The 22,673-nt window shown below is 48.9% G+C and carries 13 protein-coding genes; 1 reads left to right on the top strand and 12 read right to left on the bottom strand.

What is annotated here, in order from left to right; all coding sequences use genetic code 11:
- Nucleotides 1-46: 46 nt before the first annotated feature.
- A complete protein-coding gene (locus DL346_RS00485; protein WP_112880016.1) occupies nt 47-1,384 on the bottom strand; it encodes a GH1 family beta-glucosidase in 1,338 nt (445 codons plus the stop codon).
- A gap of 129 nt (nt 1,385-1,513) precedes the next feature.
- Between DL346_RS00485 and DL346_RS00480 the strand changes: the two genes are divergently transcribed.
- Nucleotides 1,514-2,125 carry a TetR/AcrR family transcriptional regulator gene (locus DL346_RS00480; protein WP_165822316.1) on the top strand — a complete coding sequence of 204 codons (612 nt, stop codon included), beginning with the start codon at nt 1,514-1,516 and terminating at the stop codon, nt 2,123-2,125.
- A 178-nt stretch (nt 2,126-2,303) separates the two neighbouring features.
- On the opposite strand, the gene DL346_RS00475 is transcribed toward DL346_RS00480, so the two are convergent.
- The 11 genes from DL346_RS00475 to DL346_RS00425 all read right to left on the bottom strand — a co-directional run bounded on the left by DL346_RS00475 (nt 2,304) and on the right by DL346_RS00425 (nt 22,239).
- Nucleotides 2,304-4,172 carry a CotH kinase family protein gene (locus DL346_RS00475; RefSeq protein WP_112880014.1) on the bottom strand — a complete coding sequence of 623 codons (1,869 nt, stop codon included), beginning with the start codon at nt 4,170-4,172 and terminating at the stop codon, nt 2,304-2,306.
- A gap of 353 nt (nt 4,173-4,525) precedes the next feature.
- Nucleotides 4,526-6,106, bottom strand: a complete 1,581-nt coding sequence (locus tag DL346_RS00470; RefSeq protein WP_240632980.1) for an AMP-binding protein — start codon at nt 6,104-6,106, stop codon at nt 4,526-4,528.
- 164 nt (nt 6,107-6,270) lie between these two features.
- On the bottom strand, nt 6,271-7,500 hold the full coding sequence (locus DL346_RS00465) for a carboxylate--amine ligase (protein ID WP_112880013.1): 1,230 nt from the start codon (nt 7,498-7,500) through the stop codon (nt 6,271-6,273).
- Between the two features lie 169 nt (nt 7,501-7,669).
- Nucleotides 7,670-8,896: a Ger(x)C family spore germination protein gene (locus tag DL346_RS00460; RefSeq protein ID WP_112880012.1), complete on the bottom strand. Its 1,227-nt coding sequence runs from the start codon at nt 8,894-8,896 to the stop codon at nt 7,670-7,672.
- Between the two features lie 12 nt (nt 8,897-8,908).
- Nucleotides 8,909-10,543, bottom strand: a complete 1,635-nt coding sequence (locus DL346_RS00455) for a spore germination protein (RefSeq protein ID WP_112880011.1) — start codon at nt 10,541-10,543, stop codon at nt 8,909-8,911.
- A 26-nt stretch (nt 10,544-10,569) separates the two neighbouring features.
- Nucleotides 10,570-11,667: a GerAB/ArcD/ProY family transporter gene (locus DL346_RS00450; protein ID WP_112880010.1), complete on the bottom strand. Its 1,098-nt coding sequence runs from the start codon at nt 11,665-11,667 to the stop codon at nt 10,570-10,572.
- A 182-nt stretch (nt 11,668-11,849) separates the two neighbouring features.
- Nucleotides 11,850-12,947, bottom strand: coding sequence for a mandelate racemase/muconate lactonizing enzyme family protein (locus tag DL346_RS00445; protein ID WP_112880009.1), 1,098 nt, complete (start codon nt 12,945-12,947; stop codon nt 11,850-11,852).
- Between the two features lie 39 nt (nt 12,948-12,986).
- Entirely contained in the window at nt 12,987-13,109 is a 123-nt protein-coding gene (locus DL346_RS29690; RefSeq protein WP_276311531.1) for an SDR family oxidoreductase, read from the bottom strand.
- A gap of 18 nt (nt 13,110-13,127) precedes the next feature.
- Nucleotides 13,128-15,236 carry an alpha-galactosidase gene (locus DL346_RS00435; RefSeq protein WP_112880008.1) on the bottom strand — a complete coding sequence of 703 codons (2,109 nt, stop codon included), beginning with the start codon at nt 15,234-15,236 and terminating at the stop codon, nt 13,128-13,130.
- A 25-nt stretch (nt 15,237-15,261) separates the two neighbouring features.
- Nucleotides 15,262-17,037, bottom strand: a complete 1,776-nt coding sequence (locus DL346_RS00430; protein ID WP_112880007.1) for a glycoside hydrolase family 35 protein — start codon at nt 17,035-17,037, stop codon at nt 15,262-15,264.
- Between the two features lie 291 nt (nt 17,038-17,328).
- Nucleotides 17,329-22,239: an immunoglobulin-like domain-containing protein gene (locus tag DL346_RS00425; protein ID WP_165822315.1), complete on the bottom strand. Its 4,911-nt coding sequence runs from the start codon at nt 22,237-22,239 to the stop codon at nt 17,329-17,331.
- Nucleotides 22,240-22,673: the final 434 nt, after the last annotated feature.

Here is a 22,673-nt window from a genome sequence, read left to right as displayed (position 1 = left end):
GCTGCCCAACGATATCTTCGTTGGGCAGCCCCTTTTTGCGATCGTCTTACCTTCTGCTCTCCTGATGAGCGATCAGATCCCGGAACCAATACCCGCTGTCGCGAATGGTACGCTGCTGAGTCTTGTGGTCGACATGGATGAGACCCATCGGACAAGACAACCCGGAATTCCATTCGAAATTGTCGATCAGCGTCCAATAGAAATAACCTCTGATATCGGACCCTTCGTCTATGGCTTCCCGCAGCGATCGCAAGTAGCAGGTAAGATATTCGATTCGGTTTTTATCCGCGATGTCTTGTCCTACTGTACCGTTCTCGGTGATGTAAACGGCGGGGTTTCCGTATTCCTCGCGATATCGCTTGGCCAGCTCTTTAAATCCATCGGGATAGCCATGCGCTCCGAGGATCGGATGATTGTATCGTTCATCGGCAGAAGCTCTGTCGATCCATGTTTTTAAGAAAGGAATATACCATTTTCTTGAGGCGAACAACCGGCTGTAATAATTCACGCCCAGAAAATCGACCGGCTGACGGATGGTTTCCATGTCGCCTGGATAAACCTTGGGCACGATCGGCCATAGCCTCGAAAACAGCTTCTCCGGGTATTTGCCCTTAAACACGCCATCCAGGTAAAACCGGTTGATGAACATGTCTGCCATCTCGACCGAATCCAGCTCCTTTTCGCTCGGCTCATAGCTAGCCGGATAAATCGGAAACTGGCTCAACGTTACGCCGATATTCAAATCATTGCGCTCGCTTCTCATAGCCTGCACCGCAAGGCCATGTCCCAGAAGCAGGTGATGCGCAACCTTGAAATACGTCCACGGATTTCGGATGCCAGGTGCGTGCTCGCCGAGGAAGTGTCCCATCATGGCGTGCTCCCAAGGCTCGTTCAGCGTAATCCAGTCCTTGACCCGATCTCCGAGACGCTGGATGGCAAGCCCGGCAAATTCCGCGAAGTACTGTGCGGTTTCCCTGCCGGCAAAGCCTTTGTATTGTTCAAACAGGGCATAAGGCGTGTCCCAATGGAAAAGCGTTACAAAAGGACGAATCCCCTTCTCAAGCAAAGCATCTACCAACCGCTCATAATAATCCAGCCCCTTAGGGTTGACCTTTCCTCTGCCTTCAGGCAATACTCTAGACCAACTGATCGAGAACCTGTAGGCATCCATTTTCAAGCTGCTCATGAGGTCAATATCCGTCTGAAAATCGCGATAGGTATTACATGCTACATCACCGTTGCTGCCGTCACGAATCTTGCCTTTCGTATGGGAAAATTTATCCCATATCGACAACCCTTTGCCGTCCTCGTTCCAGCCCCCTTCAATCTGATACGCGGCCGTGGCCGTTCCGAATAGGAAGTTCTTGCTGAATTGTGGAAACATAAATAAATGACCCCTTCGTTGAGAGTTTGCCCACGATCAGCTTTCAATAGCGGGAACTTGCTAAATTTTATACACGCAAGGTATACTCCGTGTATCATAGAACCGTGTTTTGGGAGTGGTGATCGAGCTATGAGGAAGCAAACAACGAGACATCGAATACTTGAAGAGGCAGAAAAGCAGTTCATTCATCAGGGGATTGCAAATGTTCAAATGAAGGATGTTGCATCTGCAATTAACATAAACAGGAGAACCTTGTATCGTTACTACCCGTCTAAAGATGAATTAGCCTTTGAAATTGAGATCATGGTTTTGAAGCAAATCCAAGACTACCTCACAATTGATATTGATGACACGAATGGGAAAACCGGATTTGAAAAAGTCAAAGCTTACTTCTTCCAAGTAAATCTAGATAAAATCAAAGAACAAATTAAATTTACCGCTGAGTTTGACAGATATTTTCAGGGGAATTATCCGAATCCGGAATTGGAGCAATCCTTCATTGAGGCACTGAATCCTAATCATGACCCCTTATTTCAGTATATTCGAGACGGTATTGAGGACGGTTCAATCCGAGATGATCGGACGGCTGAAGAGTTGTACCACTTTATAAGCCAAAGCTTCTTATCACTCTTCCAAAGACTGATCTTGAGAGAGAATCATTTAAAGCATGAACATTGCGATAACATCGATTTCGCGCAATTATTCCGCACGATTATTTTAGATGGAATACGAGCGCCATAACCCGGCATCTCGAACGGCTAAGGAGCCAGTACAACGCGCACAGTATGCCACACGTGTGGCATATTTAATTATAAATACCACATATCTAAGACGTCAAGGGATCTCTATTTAATCAAATTCCAAAAAGCCTTCCAATGTAACATTGGAAGGCTTTTGGTTTTTGACCTTATAAGAGTTCTTATTGTTGTGACGGAAACTGCGGCATGTTGAGCATTTGATCGATTTGTTCATCCGACAGTCCTAATTTGCGAAGCTGCTCTTTCTGCTCATCGGTTAATTTACCGTTTTCTGCGGAGCTTACGATGTCGAAGGCTTTGTCCATCGTGTCCCGGTCCATGCCGGCCGGAAATCCGCCTTCGCCTCCGAAGCCATTACCTCCAGGCATGCCTTTCCCAAAGCCGCCGCCAGGGCCCATCGAGCCTATCTTCGCCAAATCGACGGATGAAGCATCAACGAGCTTGCTTGACGTATCTTTCTGTCCATCGGTGGTGGAAGGAATGTCGCCATTGAGTTGGCCTTGAATGCTTTCGGCTCTAAGCGTTCCAAGTTTGGTCAATTCCGTAACGGCCGTCTGATACGCCTCATAGGTGCTAAACTTGCTTGGATCGTTTTTCACGTAATCCGAAATGAGCTTGTTGATGCTCTCCACCTTTTGTTCAAATTTCCCATCCGCAAAATAATCGTCCACGATTTCTTGCAGATATTGATGGTACTTCTCCTTATACTCCGGAACCTCCAGGAGCTTACCCAGGATCGGTCGATCCTCAAGCGAGACGCCCGACAACGGCGTGTCAATCGCCAGATTCACGATGTCGGATGCCTTTCCTCCCTGGAATCCGCCAAATGCCATGTTGTAATCCCAAGGCAGCATGCTGATCTGGCCGTTATTTTCGTAAAGGTAATAATTGTGCCCCATAGTTGACGTATAGCTATCCATGTTCACGACTACGGTATGGGCCGCAAAATACTTCAATACGGCATCGACATCCACGTATTTGCTTAAATCCGTTCCGGCATTCAAATTTTTCAAAGCCGTGATGACCCGCTGCTGATCCTCTTCGGTCGTTTTCGTTTCGGCATTGTCGAAAATAGCGGAGTAACTGCTGAGCTTATCATCGGTGTACACCAAGGAAACGCCGTTCTGGGCTCCATTCATGCCGCCGCGTCCCCCGCCGCGATTGCCGCCGAAACCTCCGCCGCCGCGATTGCCGCCGGCTGCTTCCCCGCCAGCTGCCTCTCCGCCGGCTGCCGCGCCGCCGTCCGCTGGCGGCATCTCCATTTGCCCCGCATTGTCAGGCGGCGCAGGCATGTCGCCGCCTTGCGGAAGGTCGCCCTTGGCGCCGCCCATAGGTCCACCCATATTCTTGCCATCGTTGTTCGGCTTGTATAGCTCGCCTTCCCCTTCCTTCGCTCGGTCGAGATAGCCGCCGTCAATATCCTCGACAGCCAGGTAAAAGCCCCATGCCTCCCCATTCAGCTTAATATCCGCAAAAGCGAACAGCGGCGCGTCGACGCCAATCGAGCTCATGATGTCATAGCTCAAATATTCCTTCATGTAGCTGGTGTCCGAAATCATATTGTTGATGACGATGGAGTCAAGTCCCTTCCAGGTTTGATCCTGCACATACTCGTCGAATTTGATTTTGAAGCTGAACCGGTCTGTCTTCTCGTCGTTCAGCACTTGCCTCAAGCTGGAATTCCCTTTTGGACGAATGCCTACATTCTTGATCGTAGTGCCGTTGATCGTAACGTTAGCCGAAATGTATTCCTCCGCTGCCGCGTTTTTCAGCATCTTCTCCCATTCAGTCTTGTCCGCATCGATCGAGAAGGACATAATTTGCTCTTTATCCATCTCCGCGACGTACTCGAGCTTAGCTGTGTTCGCGTCGGTCGCTGCTGTCGCTGCTGTCGCTGCTGTCTTCACGGATCCAGTGGATTCGGAGCCGGCATTATTTGTTTCTCCCGAACGGCATCCTGCCAGCAGAACCACGCACAATGCCGCGATCCCTATTGGCTTGGCAAGTTTCACATGTATCGTTTTTTTCATTATTCCTGCACCTCTCCTCATTATGACGTCGTCAGACTCATAGGCTCTAACCCCGGCTCAACACTATCTTAGAGGCACTACCTTTAATGAAACTTAAATGCACGAAAAAACCGCCAAATTGGCGGTCTGAGTGTCGCGAAAGTCTGATGGGTTATAACGGACACGGATGTCCGTTAGAGGCTAAAAAAGACCAAATCCCGTTTTAACGGACATAAATGTCCGTTAGAGCTGTATTTGTTCGAAAAAACCATGTTTTTCGAGTCTAACGGACATTCTTGACCGTTAGACTCGGTTTTTCCGATTTAAAAACGTCTAACGGACATCCATGTCCGTCAGACGTTTCAGGCTAGGCCTCAGGTATCAAAAAGTAAGTCCTTATCCAGCATTTTCGCTTGCTCGGTAAGTCGAACATAATTCGTTTTCCCGGTACCGAGAATCGGGATTTCCGTGCGATAGACAATCTGAGCCGGGATATAAAGCGATGAAATCTTGTGCTGCTTAATATATTTTTTCAACCGGATTAAGTCCGCGTCTTCTTTCGTCGAGAATAGAACGATGCGTTCCCCCTTCTTATTGTCCGGAACGGAAACCGCATAGAAGCCGGTATGCTCAAAGCAGCCGCTTGCAAGCTTTTCGATATGTCCTAACGCGACCATCTCTCCCGCGATCTTGGCAAACCGCTTTAGCCTCGATAGAATCGTAATAAACCCATCATCGTCTACCGTAACGACGTCACCGCAGTCATGCCATCCATCGCATGGCACATACCCTTTGCCGTGAATCAAATAGCCTTTCATGACATTCGGCCCTTTCACGGCAAGCGTTCCTCCGAGCGCAATTCCTTCGACAGGATTGATTTTGTATTCCATTCCCGGCAAAATTCGCCCTACCGTGCCTGTTCTGCGAACATCCGGCGTATTCACGGAAATAACGGGCGACGTTTCAGTGACGCCATAGCCCTCATAAATATGAATCCCGAACCGGTCCTGCCATAGCTTGGCGACTTCTTCTTTCAGCTTCTCCGCACCTGCAATCACAAGGCGAAGCGATGCAAAATCGCCATCCCCGGCAATCGTGCCATAGCCTTCGAAGAAGGTGGAGGTGCCGGCCATAATCGTTGCCTTCGTTCTTCGTATGGCGCTGGGAATTTCTTTGTAGTGCAGCGGATTGGGGTACAAATAAACCGGCAAATCATTGATTGCGCCGAGGACAACCAGAATGAGCCCGAAACAGTGGAACATGGGCAATGCATTAAAGATGAGATCTTTTTTATTGAAATCAATAATGGACAGCAGTTGATTCGCATTCGCAAACAGATTGTCGTGCGTGAGCACGACGCCTTTAGGTTTACTCTCCGTACCGGAGGTAAATAGAATAATTTCATTCGTTTGGTGGGTAACCCTCTTCTTCAGCGCATACTGGAACAGCCCGTTTAATTTGTGCATGAACGTGACTTGGCGCTGAATGTCTTCCAAGTAAATGAACTCTACGGAGGAAGACAAATGCTTCACGATGGATTCCATCCCGCCCTTCTTGATAAAAGCTCTGGAGGTAATCACCTTCTTCACCATCGCCGTCGCGCAGCAGTCCGAAATGGATTCGGCCCCCATGGAGAAGTTAAGCATGCAAGGCGCGACGCCAAGCTTAAATAAAGAGAACAGGGTAACGACGTTGCCGATGACATTAGGCAAAAGCACGCCGACTCGTTGCTGCCCGTCAAGATGCTCCTTGAGGATAGCGCTTACAACTTGAATCGAAATCAGCAGTTTCTTGTAATCCACTTTACCGAGCGGATCTTCAATGATGGTTGTAGTCCTTCCCTTATCAGCGCATGCAAGGAGCTCATTGTATAGATTCACATTGCGCTTGCCTCCCATGCGGGAAAGAAAAGCGGACTCGATGATAGCCGAATCGGAATATGAAGCTTGCGGCATGAAATAACCCCTTCTCTAAAATGAAAAGCCTTTATCTGTCTATATCTATTGTATTCTATGTAACATGAAATCGAAGCTGGGTATACAAACAATTTCTTACACACGAACAACGGCTGCCTGCGGCAGCCGTTTATGTATCGTGCTTTAGTCACCTATAGTTTTTGTCACTTCTTAAAATAATATCTGCGGTAATTGTTGATGTGACCGTAATGATACCGCGAGATCCTTAGCATGCGTTTCAGGTTGAAGTCCTTGTTGTACCACAAGGATTTGAGTACTTTTTTCTGCTTGTACAGCTGCTCGATTTCAGCGGATAAGACCGGGTCGGTTACGTATTTACGCAAAACGATTTTCGGAACGTTCGTCCAAAGGGCCGTTTTGTCACTGTATACGCACTCTGTGTTTTTGCCGTATACAACGTTATCGATCAGCGCGGCGATCATATTCAGCCCTGCCGCTCTAACGAAGAAGCTGCTTCTGCCAAGTCTCGGATTAATTTCGAACAACATATATTTTCCAGTTCTGCTGTCATACTTCATGTCGATATTGGAGAAACCAACATAACCGATCTCCTCGAGGAATCCCTTGATCTTCTCATAAATGGCCCGATCGGAACGAGAAATAATCGCAGCGTAATTGCCAAGCGTTTTCGGCGCGTATTCCTCAAGCACCGGCTGGCCAAGGCACATCATCTTCACTTTTCCGTTGTCGTCCGAGAAGGAATTGATGACGCGCATCGAGCTGTCGTCGCCAGGAATAAATTCCTGAATAATTAACTTTCCTTTGTAATCGGAAGTGTTCATGCTTTTGACCATCGTCATATATTCCTGCTTGGTGTTGAAGAAGAACACCTTCTTCTTGCCTTCGAAGTGACAATGCAAATAGTCGTAGGCATTGCTGTTCTCCGGCTTTACGACGATCGGAAATTGAAATTCCATTTGGTCCAGCGCGCTTTCGCGTTCATGAGGCTCGGAAACAATCGTTTTCGGATAGTCCAGTCCATGCTTTTTGCACAGCTTGTAAAATTTATCTTTCGTATCCAGCGTATCCAGCAACGCTTCGGAGATAAAATGATTCGCGATAAGCCCTTTGAATTTGTCATAATGCCGCGACAGCATGCCGGCATAGTAATCCGAGCAAGGAATGACGACCAGCTTTCGGTTCGGAGCGGAATGCTTTTCCAATATAGAAAGCAGTGCGCCCGGAAATACGTCTTCACTGTCAAACCGATCGATTTGAACAAGATCAAACAATTTGCTGTTCATGGTTGGGATTAACAACCGCGTGCATAGCAGCAGCGGTTTCATTTGGTAAGCCTCGTGGATGAGTCTCACGTTTCCATACGCATTCTCATCGCTTCCAAGGATGATCGGCAAAAAATCGTTACTATTCATAGTTCATGTTTTCTCCTTGTTCTACATGATTCAACATCCGTTCTTCCTATTATAATAAAAAACTTGCATATATCAATTTCATGCCGCCGAATTCGATAGCCATCAGGTGCGCATAAAAACAGTGAATGCAAAAAAATGTGACACGAAAGAATAATCCCTCGTGTCTCATCTAACCGTCCTTCTCGGACTGAAGCTTAAATGACTTCCCGATTAGCCCCACCCGCTTAATCGTAATCTCGGCTTTTGGCCGAATCTCGGTTTGCAGGAATTCCGTCTGCCATTCGGGGCCGATCCGTTTCCATTCTTTCGGATACTTTCGATGAATGAGATCGGCGAAGCCTACGACATCCGTCTTCAGCTTCTTGACCGCCACCCAGGAGTTCTGAATTTTATCCACGATCTCCTTCTCCAGCTGTTCCTCCATCATGCGTATGGTATTTGGTTCATTAAGGTCAACGGGGCAATTCGTCTCCATCAGTTCCCCTTTGCCTTTTACCTCGATCTCGATGATGAAATGTTCGCCCTTCTTATGTGGCGTGAGACGGGTTTTGGTATGAGTGATCCGAAACGCGGAGTCAATATCGCGCGATCTCTCTTCGCATTTGAACGGAAAGACTGCACTATGCACCTTGTTGCGTATGAAGCTTACCCCTAATGCATCCTGTTGTGCTACCCAACCTACAAGTTTATCTTGATGCAGTACCGCCAATCTCCCTAATTTAATCTGAGAGCTAAGATTTGTCCTGCTCAGCTCGTCCGGATTCGTCACGCCGGGAGGTCCGGTGACGACAATCTCCGGCAGCACCGCGCTTTTGGCGGTCCCCAGCAATTCCAAAGCAAGATCGTACATCTTGACATTAGGGAGACTCGACAAGGCTTTTGCTTCTTCGCTGATCATTTCCTCAATCCCGTCGCCGGGAATAATCTGGAGCTGCATGAGCTGGTTCAAGACTTGGCGCGCGTCGCCATCCGTGATGAGGACGCTTACTGTCTCTCGGGATTCCGTACTTCGAAGGTAAACGTCGATGAGCGTTGAAAGCCCTTGCCGCGCTGCCGCCGAACTGACAATGATCACTCGGTTATGTGGAAAATAAGGATTCCGCGAGCTTTCGAGCGCGGTTCGCCACGTGGCTTCGCGAATCGTCTTTCCTTGCGTCGAATAGACGGTGACCGGCAGCTTCGATGCCCCGCTCACGCTTATTGGAGAGATAGCCGAAGGAACGACTATTTGGTAGGAGAAATCCCACCGGCCTTCTTTATAATCAATCGCCGTCGCGGCCGTAAAGCCCAGTTGATTGAGTTCTCTACTGTCCCAGCAGCCCGTAAGCAGAAGACTTGCGACGCCCAAGAACGAGACTAGCCGCGATACGAATAATAGACGTGCTCGAACGCTCACTTCATCCTCCTCCTAGCTTTTCGGTTCCGGCGACGGATCTTGCTCGTGACCCGGTATCGCCGGCGCTTTCGGTTTCTGTCCTTCGCCTCCCCGGGTCCGATTATTCGAAGACATCATGATTGGGCGATTCTTCATCGCCCATCTCGGCATACGGAGAAATACGTCCTTCCAACTCGATCGCATGAACGGCGAAAGCGGCGCCAGATAAGCGACTCCGAACGAACGCAGGCTTGCCAAATGAATGAGCATGACCATAACGCCCGCCATGATGCCGAATAACCCGAGCGTACCGCCCAAGAGCATCATTACGAATCGAATAATTCTTGAGGCATTCCCCATATTGTTATACGGGATGACGAAGTTCGAAATCGCCGTGAATGATACGACAATGACCATTGCAGCCGATACGATGCCCGCTTGGACTGCCGCCTGCCCCAGTACAAGCGCACCGACAATCGAGATGGCAGGACCGATGGCCCGAGGCATCCGGACGCCGGCTTCCCGGAGCACCTCGAACGTAATTTCCATCATGAAAGCTTCGATAAGCGCCGGGAACGGCACGCCTTCGCGCTGCGAAGCCAAGCTGATCACGAGAGGCGTAGGCAGCATCTCCTGATGGAATGTCGAGATGGCAATGTACAGCGAGGGAAGCAGGATCGAGACGAGAAACCCGCCAAAACGGATGAATCTTAGGAAGGTTGAGATATCGTAATGCTGATAATAATCTTCGCTCGACTGAAAGAACCGGGTGAAGGTAACCGGCGCGACCAGTACGAACGGGGATCCATCCACGATAATCGCGACCTGCCCTTCGAGCACACCCGCTGAAACTGCATCCGGACGCTCCGAACTCTGAATCGTCGGAAACGGCGTAAAGGCAGCGTCTTGAATATATTCCTCAATATAACCGCTATCCATAATGCTGTCTGTATCGATGCGATCCAGCCGAGCCATCACTTCTTTCACGACGCCGTCTTTCGCGATGCCTTTCATATACACGACGGAGACCTGCGTCTTTGTTTGTGTGCCGATCTGCCGACTGTTAATTCGTAATTGCGGGGATTTGATTCGGCGGCGAATCAATGACAGGTTCGTATGAATATTTTCCGTGAAGCCATCCTTGGGTCCGCGAGTGACGGTCTGAGAGGACGGCTCTTCCACGGGACGCTTCTCGCCTCCGGCCGAATCGGCTGATATCGCTGCCTGACATCCTTGCAGCAAAATCAGCGTGTGGCCCCCCAGAAGTTGATCGAGCGCTTCGCCCAGTGTTCGGACTTCTTCTATTCGTCCTACGGATAGGGCCTTATTCTTCAACAGCTCCATCCCGTCCAGCGGCGATCTTACGTCCGGATTCTGAGCCGCCATTCCGATAATTGGCTGCACGATCATCTGATTGACCGTCTGTTGGTCGACCAGATGATCGATGTAGATTAGTACTCCTTCCATGCCGAATGCCGCGTCGAAGATCTTGCGCGTTACGATATCGGAGCTCGCGCCGAGCTCGTTATACAGCCACTCCACGTTGGTCGGCAAGTGTGCAGAGATCGGCTGATTCATCCCTGCCGAGCTCGCTGAGGTAACGGACTGTTTGTTCGATCCATTCCTGGCTTTATTCGATTTCTTCTTTCTAACCCAGAATTGTCTCATCTTTGCATCCACACCCTTGCGAATCGTTAAGATCGCCTACTCCCGTTCGCACGTAATTGGCTTCTGAGGAGCATGACGATCAGTATCAGAGCCGGCAAATAAATTTGAAAAACCGGAAAATGGTATTTCAAGTTATACTCGAAGCCGATCCAAATGTGCTGCATGAAGCTGCGGAACCAAAGCGAGCCAACGAGCAGAATGACTCCGACACTAACGACAATGTAACGCTGATCCGCTTTGACCAGATGTCTGCCGATGAATGCCGCGCCAAAAAAGTACGCCGTCAATTTGATGAAGACGCCCGTGAACAGCAAGGCGGCCACGAACGGATCCAGTCGTTCGACGAAAGAAGCGAACTGAATCTGGCTCACAAGCTGAATGAAGGGAGCAACGCTTATCTGCGCGATCGGACCTAAGCTGGCGGCAATAAATAGATTGGTCAAAATGATGAAACATCCGGTGCCTGCATAACTTAAGGCCGTAGTTCGGAAGGTATGCTTCTTGCGGTCGGCGAACTTCCAGAACATCAAGAACAACACCATTTCCCCGAATGGGAATAACAACACCTCGGGCAATGCGGCATCGATCACCTTCATGACTCCGTGGTCGAGAAAAGGCTCGATCCGGTGCAGGTCGAATAATCCCGTTGCATAGATAGCGATTAAGAATGCACCATACATCGCACATATACCGGGCAAGAGGATTTGCGTAATCCTGCCGAACACTTCGATGCCATGCCACACCGCGTAGCCTGCAACGAGCAGCAGGCAACCGATCAATACCGGCAGCGGAGTTCTAGGCAGCAAATACAAATTCGTCAGATCGCCGAATTCCCGCAGGTTCCTGACCGATTGGTAGGAGAAATAGATGAAATACGCTATACCGAACACATAGCCGATGTACTTACCGAAATAAGTATTCATAATCTCCATGAGTTCCTTGCCGGGCTCAAGACGGTGAATGCACAATGTCAGCAAGAGCAGCAATAACCCGGCCGCCATGGCGATGAGTACCGCAATCCACGCATCCGCTCCGGCATCCTTGCCAAGCAGGAACAAGGGCGTACTGCCGATCTGAAACATAATGATAAGCGCCGCAAGCTGAGATTGACTGATTCTCTCCATTGTTCACCTCGGATGGAAATAAGTAGCACCGTTTTAATATGACTCTTTCGCACGTACTTTATGTGTTATCTCAACCGTTGGTTAGTCGTCATCGACTTGCTTTCCTGTTGTTACGACTAATAAAAAATCCCTTCTTCGCATCTACGAAGAAGGGATTATCTTGCACTTCTATTTTTCCTGTACTATCTCACCCGATATTCCGCAAACAGATCCGGAATAATCTCCGTCGAGGCCCCCGGCATCTCCGGTAATACGTAATGTCCGTTCTTGACAGTTGCTGGCTCCACAAAAATATGCCGGATCCAAGGGATATACTCCAACATGATCGCGTTCTGCGTGGAAGCGACGAGATGCTGATGGATTTGGCCCATATCGCCGACATGCGGGCAAATCGGCACGTCATAGGCGGCGGCCAGTCCCGCAACTTGAAGCCATTCCGTGATGCCTGCCACACGCGTAACGTCAACCTGGCAATATTCCACTGCGCCTTGGTGGATGTAATCACGGAATGCGTATTTGTTGTAAACATGCTCTCCCAGCGCGATTGGCACGTTCAACTCGTCCGCCAGCTTTTTATGACCCATGATATCGTCCGGATTGAGCGGCTCTTCCAGCCAGAACAGATCGAATTCCTCCAGCTTCTTGCCCCAGGTCATCGCGGTGTTGATATTCCATTGCTGATTTACGTCGATCATGAAAATCACGTCGTCGCCGATCGCCTTCCGCACCGCCTTGCAGCGGTCGTAGTCTTCGCGAGGGTCGGGCTTACCAACTTTGATTTTCACGCCAGTAAACCCGGACTCCACGATCTCCGTTACGTCCTTCAGCAGTCGTTCCTTCGACCAGTTCAGCCAGCCTCCATTCGTATTATAAGCCTTAATCGGCTTGGACTTCGCTCCGCCAAGCAGCTGCCACAGCGGCTTACTCGCCGCCTTCGCCATGATGTCCCAGAGCGCAATGTCCACCGCCGCAAGTGCCATGTGAGTGACTCCGGCCCGGCCGATCCAATGCATTTTGCCAAAACGCATCTCATCCCAGAGCTCCTTCACCATAAACGGATCTTTGCCGATAAGGAGCGGCGCATAGTACTTCTCAATCGTATCAACGATCATATCGTCGCCATGCGCGCAAGTTCCCGTGTAGCCATAACCTACGAAGCCTTCATCGGTATAAATGCGCACACCGGCCAAGCCCCAGTGAGTAGCGACATTAATAGCATCTGTAATAGGCGGCGTAATCGGCACGTGCAGGACAAAGCTTTCGACTTTCGTAATTTTCAATTGCTCCCTCTCCCAGTCGTTAGTTAATAGTGAAATCGATTAGTAACCTAGCGATGCTCCTCCGTCAACGGGAAGCGCGACGCCCGTGATGAAACCGGATGGTTGGCCGGCCAAGAAGAGCGCCGCCTGCGCGATCTCTTCCGGGCTGGCCGATCCCTCGATCTTGCTTGGAAAGGCCTCCTAACCAACCTTACAAATACGAATCACGGTGCTGTCATAATCGCCGACCAGGTTCAGCTTAATCCCGATTTGTTTTAAAGCCTTGCCGCTTACAGCCTGCATCTCGCCTTCGACTGAATACAGCGCATGATCTTCAAGTCCGGCTAGGCGCAGCTTAGGCAATGTATTCCCATAAGAGTTTGAGCGCAAAAAAGCGAAAACGACCGCTTCGTTCTTCGAACGATTTACGTACATCGTTGCAGACACCTCATTGTCCCTTGGCGATAAAAGCCTGTATTGATCGCCGTGCTGAACCGTCGGACGAATGCGCTTATATAGCTCAATCAATTCTCGCGCTTCGGCCCGCTCCGAATCGGACCATTTCGTTAAATTGACGCCAATCCCCAAATTGCCCATCATTGCGCTATGGAACCTATATTTCAAAGAAAGCTTTCTTTGATTCAATGGATGGACTTCGTCTGATACCCAAGCCTCCATGATTTTTGCGCAATATGCGAAAGAGAAGCCTTCCTGAATGCGAAGTCTGTCATAGGCATCCGTATTATCGCTGGTCCACACTTGATCAAAGTACTGAATGATGCCAAGGTCGACTCTTCCTCCGCCGCCGGAACACGATTGGAAGAGTACATCAGGATGGCGCTCCTTTAATCTTTTCACGATTTCGTATACGCCTAAAGCATGCCTTACCCAGATTTCGCGCTGTTCGGAGACAGGAGCCTCAGGATATCCCGGTTCGCTGAAATTCCGATTCATGTCCCACTTGATGAACGTGATCGGATGCTTGCTTAATAGTTCATCCATAAAACTATAAATATAGTGGCGGACATCTTCCCTCGCCAAATTCAAGACGAGTTGATTGCGGATTTCCGTCCGCTGCCGCGTTGGAAAGTGATACACCCACTCGGGATGCGCGCGATACAAATCGCTGTCCGGGTTTACCATCTCCGGTTCGACCCACAAGCCGAAATCCATTCCGAGCGCATTCACCTTTTCGATCAAGCTATTGAGTCCCCGAGGAAACTTGTCGGAGTTCACATACCAATCGCCTAATCCTGCTTTATCATTCATACGCTTGCCGAACCATCCATCGTCGATAACGAACAGCTCCACGCCGATAGAAGCGGCCTCTTTCGCAAGCTTAGACTGCAGTTCCTCGTTAAAATCGAAATACGTTGCATCCCATGAATTATAAAGCACCTTTCTCAGCTCGCTTCTTGCAGGAGCCGGCAATAAGTGTTCAAGCTGAAGTTGATGCAATTTACGGCTCGCTTCACCGAATCCGGCATTGGAATACCCAATATAGAAGCTAGGTGTTACGAAGCTGCTTTGCGGTTTCAAATCCCAGCAGAAGTCAAAATCGTTCACGCCCGCACTTACTTTTAAAAGTCCAAAGTGATCCCTTTCCAGCGTTATTTTCCAATTGCCGCTAAACGCCAGTGCGCCGAAATACACTTCACCTGACATCTCTGTCGCCAGTCCGTCCGGATCCAGCGTATAGAAGGGGTTGGCAAAGTGACTCGTCGTTCCCCTTCTGCTTTCCAACACGACTTTCGTAGTTGGCAGCATCATCTGATCGAATTGCGTTTCGCCGACCCACTTCCCGGTCAAGTAACCGAGTCGGTAATTCCGGTTTTTTGGTACGAACGTCGAGCCGGAGAGAACCGCTTCTAACGTTATGCTATATTCGGCTTCATTCACGATCACCGCAGTCCGCTCGATGATGTCGAGATCCTCATAGAGCTTATAAGATAATTGCACCGATAAAGGATAGTGTTGATCCTTGAGCACAATTGTCAACGTATCTGCCGTCACACTCCATGAACGATATTCGAGCACGGCATCCCGCACCTGATCGGCAAAGGTTGCTTTTAAGCATGGTTCCGTATATTTCGCCTTCGACCACCCCATAAATTCCTCGGCGCTCAATTCACTTCCTAATGTATATGGATATTTCGCTTCAATCTCTGCGCAAGGGTAATCGGAAAGGAAGGGAAGCTTCTCACCGAAATAGACATGGTTGACCGTCCCTGTCTCACATAGCCCTATCGCATAAGCGGCAGTATTGGTTTCCATGACCCAAATGCTTCTCTGTTCGTCAAAACGAATCATTGTCTCTCTCCCCCTTAACCGATCGCTAACCTAACTCCGCGTAATCCTGCAGCGTAACGATCGCCTCTTTCGTGTCATGCAGTTCAAAGAGGATCAATTCATTGTCCCCTCTACGAAGGAGAGGAGCAGGGACATACAACGTTTGCTGCGGGCCTTGTTCCCAATAACGTCCCAAGTTGAAACCATTGATGTAGGCAACGCCTTTCGTCCAGCCCGTTAATTTCAGAAACGTGTCGCCAACTTCTTCAACGTGAAACTTTCCTTTGTAGAACGTAGGCGTGAACGGCGCCTCATCCTGCCGGATCGTGCGGAATTCAAGCCCGTTCAACTGGTTTAGCGGAAGCGGATGAATCGTCCAGTCGTATAGAAACTGCAGGCCAAGACGAACGCCTTCCGTAATGCCCTTAGGGTCTTTCAAGCCGTAACCGTAATTGATTCGGCCTTGATTTTCCACCAGGATATTGAGCGTCGCGCCTGTAGGAGGAATACCCAGCACGATATCATTGTCCTGCACGTTCGGTCTGATATCGTGCGTATTGCGTTCAATTACGCCTTGATACACGCCGTCAAGGAAGATCAGCGCGCGGTCTCTCACATCTTGTATCGCTAATTTCGTTTGCGACAAGGGTCCGGTTACGCGGGTGGAGTATAAAATAAAGCCGTAATCTTGCCCGAGCTCCTCCATTGTTTGCGTGTACACGGACTCCACCGGCTCGGTTAATCGGGCTAGCGAATCAAACAATCGGGTCTGCTCAGTCAACCGCACTTCACCGTAGTGTTTCTTCGGCGTAGATGGCGGTAGTTCCAGCTTGGGAATCTCGGTATACCGGGCCAAAACATTGCGTACCGCGATATATTTGTCCGTAATATCGCCGCTTTCGTTTAATAAGACGTCATAATCGTAGCTGGTTACGGTCGACTCATATTTGCCCAAATAATTGGCACCGTTATAGAACCCGAAATTCGTACCCCCATGGAACATATAGAAATTGACCGATGCGCCCAGCTTCAGCATCTGTTCCAAAACTTCCGCCGCGTCTTCTGCCGATCTCGTATGATGAGCCTTTCCCCAATGGTCAAACCAGCCGTTCCAATATTCCATGCAGACAAGAGGTTTGTCCGGCTGGTATTCCTGAAGCTTGCCGAATGCCTCTTCCGGCCGAGATCCGAAATTGACCGTAGCCAATACGTCCGGAAGCAGCGTGCCCCCTTGCAAATTGCTGTCCGAATAACCATCCGATGTAAATAAAAGGACGTCTACGCCGCGTTTCAGCAACGCTTCTTTCAAATAGGTCAAATATCGCTTGTCGTTGCCGTAGCTGCCATATTCATTCTCGATTTGCATCGCGATAATCGGTCCGCCGTTCGTGCATTGAAGCGGCAGCAATCGTGGCAGCAGCGCATCGTAATAAGCATCGATCTTATCCAAATACGGCTGATAAAAGCATCGTAAACGCATATTTTCTTCTTTAAGCAGCCAGGGAGGCAAGCCGCCGAACTCCCACTCCGCGCATATATAGGGGCTCGGCCGTACGATGACGAATAAGCCGATCTCCCCGGCTAATCGGATGAATTGTTCGATGTCGGCAATGCCGTTGAAGTTGAACTGTCCTTCCTTCGGCTCGTGCAAATTCCACGGTACGTACGTTTCCACTGTGTTAAACCCGCAAGCCCGCAGCTTCATTAATCGGTCGCGCCAATACTCCGGCACAATGCGGAAATAATGCATAGCCCCCGATATAATCCGGACGTTTTCCCCGTTATAGACAAATTGATTCCCTTCAACCGTAAACGTAGGCATTATTTGTTCTCCTTTGATTTGTACTCTTTTAAGCCGGCTCTACCAACGATGTCATCGTATCAAGTTCACCGAATTGGGCAAACCACAAATTAAGTCCTTTTCCTCGAAACGCGGCCAACGCCGTCTACAATTTCTAAACATTTCATTAAAAATCTAACTAAACTCACGACAAAGGAATGAAATTAGCCAAGTTCACGGGCCGTCCTTTGGAGCCGCGGGACATAAAAAAGATGACTCCTGATGAATTCAGAAGTCATCTGATGAATGGCTTAACCGTATTACGCAATCATCCTATTTGGATCTCAAACTAAATGTAATTTCAAGAGGCGTTGTTGAAACAAGCGTATAGGTTGAAGGCAATACAACTTCAACTTGATATTTCCCAGCTTGCAGATTTTTGGTGCTCAGATTAAAGATATATTGATTGGCTGTACTATCATAACGGAAAAGCGTCCCTGTCGAAGCGTCAGTCGAAATCACATCTTCAAGATCTGTTCCATCTACTTCAGCTGACAGGTAGGTGACTTTTAATGTTGCGCTTAAATTGGATACGTATTGATTTAAAGCGTCCGTGAGTTGGAATTTCACTGGGACTGTGCTTCCTTGTTTGAAAACACTTGAACCATCCAAGTTTATCGGTTGTAAAATTCCACTAAACTTGTAGACGTTTATTACTTGAACCGTTCTCGTAGCGATTGCTGTGTTTCCAGCACGATCTTGGACACTGTACGTGATTGAATAAGTACCCTCTTTGGATGTATCAACTGTTCCGGTTGTTACAATCGAGCTCGTTACATCGCCATCCAGATTGTCAGTAGCTGTCGCCCCAGCGTCTGTGTAAGTCGAGCCCAAGTAAACAGTTATAGAATTAGAGCCAGATGGAGTGACAGTTACGCTGATTTCAGGGGCGATCTTATCGATGTTGCTGACTTCATAGCTCGTAATGTTCGATGTATTGCCCGCTTCATCCGTGCTTCTGGCATAGACCGTATCATTCGCCGTCATAACGACTGGAGCGGTATACGGTATCCACACGCCTTCTTCACCTACTTTAAATTCCCTCGTCTCAGCATCATCCGGATACTGAATCGTGACATTGACGTCGGTGTTCGTCGGTACGGTCACATCCGCACTAAAGGTCGCGTCCGCTGGAGGTATCGTATCATTCTCCACGCCATTGATGGCCACCTCTAGCAAATCAAGGTTAGCGGAGTTTCCTCCATTCGGGAAATTGAGTCTCACATACTTCGTAACGGCTTGTACCGGATAACTATCAGAGAATCCAAAGTACGCGCCTGTCGAAGCTGTCGGCGGGGTAACTGTGCTGACGGTTTGCCAGCTTGTCCCGTCTTGGCTGGTCTGAATTTGAATCGTTTTCGGAGTATTGTAATAATTTTGGTTTAAAGAGTTATAGTTAATTTCCACGTTCTTAATTTCCGTAGGACTCTTTAATTCAAATGCAAGCCAGGATAGTCCGCTGCCAGGTACTGACCATTTAGAGTTGTCAAACTGAGTACCATTGATTACCTTGTCGTCAATGACCTTCTCCGGCGTAAATGCGCCTTGACTTCCGCTTGCGGTCAAAACGGCCGTTTTGGCTACATTTTTGTATGGATTCAAATCAATAAACACCTTGTTTGTCGTGAAGGTCTGGCCGTCCAGTGTGACCTCTGCCCAAACCGCAGCGCGCGTCTGTTGAGCGACATGCTTCGGAATCGCCTTTCCGTTTGCGAATGTAAAGATATCGCTTTCATTAATGACAACAGGCTGATATTGCGTGCCTGCGCTCAGATTGACGATGCCGGCTTTCATCGTAACATCCGCCGCATCCAGACCAATCGCTCCGCCTTTTAACGAACGGCCTTCGATTTTATAATTTAATTTGCCATAGCTTGAAAATTGACCGTACGTCTCCCGGTCTTCAATCCACAGCGAAGCGCCTATCAGCGTATCTTTTACATAGATTTTGCCGCCTGAAACTTTGACATTCAGTACATTTGACTTTGTAACGCCTTCATAGGTTCCGCTAATTGTAATCGCCGCGGTTCCATCGGTTACCGCTTGAGCGACACCATTCGAATCTATGGAAGCAACACTTGGGTTATCGCTGCTGTAGCTGACCGCTCCTTGCGGGAATCGAACTTTCAACGCTGGATAAGTCATAAATCCTTCGGCATTCACCTGCAGCGAGCTTGGCGTCAATTGTTTGCCTGTTGCATTCAAATTAGTGAGCTTGTATTTCCGCTGCGAATTATCCGTAACGAGCTTCACAATTGTATCGACTTGGTCGCGTTCTACATCGGTTAAATCAATGGTCACGCTCGTGCCGTCTTGCGTAAAGCTTAACGGTTGATCCTCATTGAGCCACGAAACGCTCGTCACCTGATCAGTGACTGGGCCGATCGTAAGGGAATTTCCGCTGAACCCTTGTTTGCCGTCAGGTCCGACGATTAGATGCAAATAGATATTATTGTCCCTGGACATTGCGTAGCCCCAAGTTGGCCCCTTGCCGCTTTCGAATTTGGAGATATTGCCTTTCCCGTCATCCGTATATCCGTAGCCGCTTAAGAAATAAGGCATCGTCCCCGTTGTCGATTCATGCCTTTCCGGTTTCCCTGGCGGAGCAAACCAGGCTGCGAGCCCCTCCCGGACATCGATGAACTCCTGCACCGATTTCGGGTACCTGGTGGCAATATCCGTTGGGCTGTCCCAGTTCGGACCGCGGCTCATCAACGGCATTTGGTCATTGTTGTCTACCATTCCTCTGCCCGCGTTCATGATCATTTCCTTGGCTACAAGCCGGTAATCGTCGCGTCTTGAGTAATAAGGCGTGAAATTATTCTTTGTATGAACGGACTTCCATGGCTCTGCAATCGTGCGCTTGGTCAAATTAGAACCGCCGCCGCCTGCGAAAATATGACTGGCTTCGTTCGTTCTAAGATCAGGATCGCCATATTCGACCGTCCAAGCATTTGAATTGATAATAATCTCGTCGCTGTAATTGCGGACATTACTGTACATGACGTCATAATTGGCATTCGGCATCGCCTGAGGACCATCAAAATACAGGTAAGCCGGATCATACCGCAAAATGAGATCCTCGACGTTCTGCACGAAGACGTCCGTGGAAAAGTGCTGCAAGCCGCCGCCTTCGGTCGCGTAATAAAGACCGAATTTCATGCCGTATCGTTTAACGGCTTCCTCAAACGGCTTAAGGCCGTCCACGACCTTTCCATTTGCATCCTTCGGCAAGTACAGATTTCGCATATGCAGAGGATCCGCGAACTTTGACGGCCAGTAATAGTTCTGCTGCAACGACTCTATGGAAACCATCGAGTGTCCTTCCGCCTTAGCGCGCTGCGCCCATAGGTCAGCGGAATAATTCGGGTCGACAAACCAGTTATAGATTGGAATACAATGGCTGAGCGCCGATACTCTTCCTTCTTCGAACCACTTGTTGGGACGCTCTTTGACTTCAATCGCAAAAGCCTTCGTTACCGATGCATTCGAAGCATCCGTGACTTTAACCGTAAACGAATACGTGCCCGGCGAAGCTTCTACAAAACCGCCGATTGTACCGTCGGTATTCAACGTTAAGCCGGCCGGAAGCGCACCGCTTTCCAGGCTCCACGCATAGTCTGGATTTCCGCCGCTGGCAAGGAAGCGAAATGGAGAGGCAGCTAGAGCATGCTTTGCCGAATAATTGGATTGATTCCAGACATATGGCCATTCTGTATAACCTACCGGCAGTTCATTTACCGGCAATCCTCTGCCCTTTTTGCCATCCGCAACAGCGTCGTTTACTCGAAGTGCTTGCGTATCGATGGACAAAGACGGGTTGTCGCCTGTAGCGGAATACGTCAGATTGCCGACTTTATTGCCATTGCTATCCGTTACGCGTCCATAGAATCCGAAATAATAGACATCCGCATCTTGCGCAATCGGAACTCCGTTCGTATTCAGATCCTCTGTATAGGTATGCTTCATTTGCAAGAGGACCTTATTCCAGCCTGCTTTCAAATTAACGGTTGCGATTGTCATATCCTTCTGCACTTCAGACGGCGTCGACGGCTTCGTTACCGCGATATCATTGACGAATAAACGATGCTTGCCGCTGGAACCGAATCTGAACTGAACACTCTGTGCAGTTGGGCTATAAACGTATGTGTGCGCGTAGACAAACTTATTTCGCGTATCAATACCTTTCTTTACCGCATAATAGCCGTATAAATCCTGGTAATCATCGTAGTTTCTGTTCCAGAGACGGTCATCAAAGTATTCCCAGCTCTTACCGCCGGCAAAGGCTTCCCCTGCCTTTGGCGTAATATGCGCTGCAGGCTCTGGCGGCAGTGGAGGAGGGAGAACGCCATCGCCGTCAAAAACATTGACTTCGGTAAAACCTAGACCGACGTTTTTATTGTTTTTCTGTCCATCGTAAACGATTAACAGTTCTACTTTAGTCACGCCGCTAACTGGCTGATCGAGAACGGCGACGCCAGGGTTTTGTCCGAATGGATCAATATTCGTGATTGTTCCTGTCTTTAATACGTTCCCTGTTGAATCCTTTAACGTATAATTGACCTGCTGAACATCGGAGGTACCCGCTGGCCAGGACGTATTGTGGCGGTCAAACACTTCAATTTGCTTTACTTTAATTGGTTGTTTCCAGCTCAAAAATAAAGTCGGCGCGGGATCCCATTTCGGCCAAGTCGACGGCGCGCCGCCCGTATTCATCAATTGAGAGACCCATTCCGTACTTTTATCGCCATCAATTGCAAACTTCGGAAGGACTGACGAGGAATCCGTTCCCGTCGGAAAATCTACGGCGCCGGTTTTCCATGTAGAGCTGGAAGAGGCGGTCGCTGCTCTTGCCCAGTTTCCGTCGATCGGTCGTTCAACAGGGTCCGTAATGGAATACTCATATACGCCTACTTCACTGATACCCGTAATGCTTGGATAGGGCGAGCGGCCCTTATCTACTTCGATCTTCATCTCCGCCACATTGTTCAAAGGGATGTCCGGCGTGTAAACCGTCGGTTTCGCCGGGTCGCTGGAGGCGCTGTTCACTCTGATCGGTTCTGTTGTTGATCCATCGCTAAACTTAAATGTGAGATCGTAGTAATTATTAACGTGCCTGCCGTCCCCCCACTGCGCGATCGTAACTGCACTGACTTTAACTGGAGCTTCCCATTTAAAATTCACCCATGGTGCCGGATCATTCTCAGTTACCCATTGGTTTCGAGTCGTGCCATCAGCAATAAACGAAGGTGGATTCGTTGCGAACGATGCTGATGAAGCGGTAATTGCTGCTTTCGACGCTATGCTTGGGTTCTCCGGAACAACAGTACCATACATTTCATCTGCAATAGGCGTTTCATAGGGCCCGGATACCAGCCAACTATTAATAAACGGCGCATTTCCTGATACTTGCTGCGCATCCGCATGCGGTACATTTGATACTAAATTAACGGTTCCTAGTGTCAGTGAGAGGATGAGAGAATAGATTAGTCCTTTTTTGAAACTCCATTTCATCTGCATTTGTTATTAACTCCTTTTTCTTTTGCTATGCTCGCATAAATCGATCACCTAGCAACTTCAAGCAAGCTTCTTCATCGAGTAGACGCTTTCTTGATTGA

The organism is Paenibacillus montanisoli (assembly GCF_003268025.1).
Classification (GTDB): Bacteria; Bacillota; Bacilli; order Paenibacillales; family Paenibacillaceae; genus Paenibacillus_Z; species Paenibacillus_Z montanisoli.
This window is presented reverse-complemented; position numbering and strand designations above follow the sequence as displayed.

Coding starts and splice junctions, on each gene's coding strand:
- DL346_RS00485 (WP_112880016.1), bottom strand. CDS start 1,384: ATGTTTCCACAATTCAGCAAGAACTTCCTATTCGGAACGGCCACGGCC.
- DL346_RS00480 (WP_165822316.1), top strand. CDS start 1,514: ATGAGGAAGCAAACAACGAGACATCGAATACTTGAAGAGGCAGAAAAG.
- DL346_RS00475 (WP_112880014.1), bottom strand. CDS start 4,172: ATGAAAAAAACGATACATGTGAAACTTGCCAAGCCAATAGGGATCGCG.
- DL346_RS00470 (WP_240632980.1), bottom strand. CDS start 6,106: ATGCCGCAAGCTTCATATTCCGATTCGGCTATCATCGAGTCCGCTTTT.
- DL346_RS00465 (WP_112880013.1), bottom strand. CDS start 7,500: ATGAATAGTAACGATTTTTTGCCGATCATCCTTGGAAGCGATGAGAAT.
- DL346_RS00455 (WP_112880011.1), bottom strand. CDS start 10,543: ATGAGACAATTCTGGGTTAGAAAGAAGAAATCGAATAAAGCCAGGAAT.
- DL346_RS00450 (WP_112880010.1), bottom strand. CDS start 11,667: ATGGAGAGAATCAGTCAATCTCAGCTTGCGGCGCTTATCATTATGTTT.
- DL346_RS00435 (WP_112880008.1), bottom strand. CDS start 15,236: ATGATTCGTTTTGACGAACAGAGAAGCATTTGGGTCATGGAAACCAAT.
- DL346_RS00430 (WP_112880007.1), bottom strand. CDS start 17,037: ATGCCTACGTTTACGGTTGAAGGGAATCAATTTGTCTATAACGGGGAA.